Consider the following 3,423-nt stretch of genomic DNA (forward strand, 5'->3'; position numbering starts at 1 on the left):
GGCTGGATCACCTCCTTTCTAAGGATATGATGCGTAAGCATCAACGGAATACACAATTCGTTAAAACTTTGTTTAGTTTTGAGAGGCCTACCAGGCGTTTTTTGGGCCTATAGCTCAGCTGGTTTAGAGCGCACGCCTGATAAGCGTGAGGTCGATGGTTCAAGTCCATTTAGGCCCATTCTCAGACATTTTAATAAGTAATATGGGGGTTTAGCTCAGCTGGGAGAGCACCTGCTTTGCAAGCAGGAGGTCATCGGTTCGATCCCGTTAACCTCCATTGACTGAGAAGTCATACTCGTACCTTGAAAACTGGATATTAAGAAATNTCTAACTCTCAAAAACTCGTACCTTGAAAACTGGATATTAAGAAATAATGAATTAATGAAACACCGAAAACTGCGCGATAAGAACGGATGTATTTCCGTATTTTGTCAAGATTTTAAGATTAAGTTATAAAGGGCGCATGGTGGATGCCTAGGCACTAGGAACCGATGAAGGACGTAACTAACGACGATACGCCTCGGGGAGCTGTAAGTAAGCTTTGATCCGGGGATTTCCGAATGGGGGAACCCAAATATCGTAATGGATATTTACTTGTTTGTGAATACATAGCAATCAAGAGGAACACGCAATGAACTGAAACATCTAAGTAGTTGCAGGAAGAGAAAGAAAATTCGATTCCCTGAGTAGCGGCGAGCGAAACGGGAACAGCCCAAACTAAAGAGCTTGCTCTTTAGGGTTGTAGGACTGATGTTGTGAGAACAAAAGGTAATGATAGTTGAACAAGCTGGAAAGCTTGGCCAAAGAGTGTGAAAGCCACGTAAACGAAATCTGACCCACTCCATTCAGTATCCTGAGTACGGCGGAACACGAGAAACTCCGTCGGAATCTGGGAGGACCATCTCCCAAGGCTAAATATTCCCTAGTGACCGATAGTGAACCAGTACCGTGAGGGAAAGGTGAAAAGTACCCCGGAAGGGGAGTGAAATAGATCCTGAAACCATGTGCCTACAAGTAGTCAGAGCCCGTTAATGGGTGATGGCGTGCCTTTTGTAGAATGAACCGGCGAGTTACGTTAACATGCAAGGTTAAGATGAAAAGTCGGAGCCGTAGCGAAAGCGAGTCTGAATAGGGCGATTGAGTATGTTGATGTAGACCCGAAACCAAGTGACCTATCCATGTCCAGGTTGAAGATGCGGTAAAACGCATTGGAGGACCGAACCCGTGTATGTTGAAAAATGCTGGGATGAGATGTGGATAGCGGTGAAATTCCAAACGAACTTGGAGATAGCTGGTTCTCTCCGAAATAGCTTTAGGGTTAGCCTCGGGGATTAGGATTATGGAGGTAGAGCACTGTTTGGACTAGGGGCCCGTCTTGGGTTACTGAATTCAGATAAACTCCGAATACCATCAATCTATACCCGGGAGTCAGACGATGAGTGATAAGATCCACCGTCGAAAGGGAAACAGCCCAGATCACCAGTTAAGGTCCCAAAATTCATGCTAAGTGGAAAAGGATGTGGAAACGCATAGACAACTAGGATGTTGGCTCAGAAGCAGCCATTCATTCAAAGAGTGCGTAATAGCTCACTAGTCGAGTGATTCTGCGCCGAAAATGTACCGGGGCTAAGCATGATACCGAAACTGTGGATGTGTCGCAAGACACGTGGTAGGAGAGCGTTGTAATTGCATTGAAGCTGTACCGTGAGGAGCAGTGGAGTGATTAGAAGTGAGAATGCCGGTATGAGTAACGAAAGATCAGTGAGAATCTGGTCGGCCGAAAGACTAAGGTTTCCTGGGGAAGGCTCGTCCTCCCAGGGTTAGTCGGGGCCTAAGATGAGACCGAGAGGTGTAATCGATGGATAACGGGTTGATATTCCCGTACTAGTTTATTTTGTTTGAACGATGGAAGGACGCAGGAGGATGATGTGTGCACACTGATGGATATGTGTGTCCAAGCCGCAAGCCTTGGGATGAGTCAAATGCTTATCTCTCTAAGGGCAAGTTGTGATGGGGAGCGAAATTTANGTATGAGTCAAATGCTTATACCTTTAAGGGCAAGTTGTGATGGGGAGCGAAATTTAGTAGCGAAGCACAGTAACTCACACTGCCGAGAAAAGTTCCTAGTTAGAAATAAACTACCCGTACCGCAAACCGACACAGGTAGTCGAGGAGAGTATCCTAAGGTCAGCGAGTGAACTCTCGTTAAGGAACTCGGCAAAATGACCCCGTAACTTCGGGAGAAGGGGTGCTGGTGTAAAAACCAGCCGCAGTGAATAGGCCCAAACAACTGTTTATCAAAAACACAGGTCTATGCTAAATCGTAAGATGACGTATATGGGCTGACGCCTGCCCGGTGCTGGAAGGTTAAGAGGATCAGTTAGCGTATGCGAAGCTGAGAATTGAAGCCCCAGTAAACGGCGGCCGTAACTATAACGGTCCTAAGGTAGCGAAATTCCTTGTCGGGTAAGTTCCGACCCGCACGAAAGGCGTAATGATTTGGGCACTGTCTCAACGAGAGACTCGGTGAAATTATAATACCCGTGAAGATGCGGGTTACCCGCGACAGGACGGAAAGACCCCATGGAGCTTTACTGTAGCTTGATATTGAGTTTTTGTGTGACATGTACAGGATAGGTAGGAGCCATTGATCTCGGAACGCTAGTTTCGAGGGAGGCGTTGGTGGGATACTACCCTTGTTATATGAAAACTCTAACCTACACCGCTTAGCGCGGTGAGGGACAGTGTCTGGTGGGCAGTTTGACTGGGGCGGTCGCCTCCTAAAATGTAACGGAGGCGCTCAAAGGTTCTCTCAGAATGGTTGGAAATCATTCGCAGAGTGTAAACGTATAAGAGAGCTTGACTGCGAGTCTGACAAGACGAGCAGGGACGAAAGTCGGAGTTAGTGATCCGGTGGTACCATATGGAAGGGCCATCGCTCAACGGATAAAAGCTACCCTGGGGATAACAGGCTTATCTCCCCCAAGAGTTCACATCGACGGGGAGGTTTGGCACCTCGATGTCGGCTCATCGCATCCTGGGGCTGTAGTCGGTCCCAAGGGTTGGGCTGTTCGCCCATTAAAGCGGTACGCGAGCTGGGTTCAGAACGTCGTGAGACAGTTCGGTCCCTATCCGTCGCGGGCGTAGGAAATTTGAGAGGAGCTGTCCTTAGTACGAGAGGACCGGGATGGACATACCTCTGGTGTACCAGTTGTGCCGCCAGGCGCATCGCTGGGTAGCTACGTATGGAAGGGATAAACGCTGAAAGCATCTAAGTGTGAAGCCCCCCTCGAGATGAGATTTCCCATTCCTTTATGGAAGTAAGATCCGTTAGAGATTATGACGTAGATAGGCTGCGGGTGGAAGTATAGCGATATATGGAGCTGAGCAGTACTAATAGATCGAGGACTTAATCGAGTAAAA

At 47.7% G+C, this 3,423-nt stretch carries 2 tRNA genes and 1 rRNA gene; all 3 read left to right on the top strand.

The window, feature by feature from the left end:
- Positions 1-103: 103 nt before the first annotated feature.
- The 3 genes from IV57_RS12745 to IV57_RS12755 all read left to right on the top strand — a co-directional run bounded on the left by IV57_RS12745 (position 104) and on the right by IV57_RS12755 (position 3,417).
- A tRNA-Ile gene (locus tag IV57_RS12745) sits at positions 104-178 on the top strand.
- Positions 179-204: 26 nt separating this feature from the next.
- Positions 205-277 (top strand) — tRNA-Ala (locus tag IV57_RS12750).
- A 166-nt stretch (positions 278-443) separates the two neighbouring features.
- Positions 444-3,417 (top strand): 23S ribosomal RNA (locus IV57_RS12755).
- Positions 3,418-3,423 lie beyond the last annotated feature (6 nt).

Origin of the sequence: Companilactobacillus kimchiensis (genome assembly GCF_001438805.1) — a bacterium.
Classification (GTDB): domain Bacteria; phylum Bacillota; class Bacilli; order Lactobacillales; family Lactobacillaceae; genus Companilactobacillus; species Companilactobacillus kimchiensis.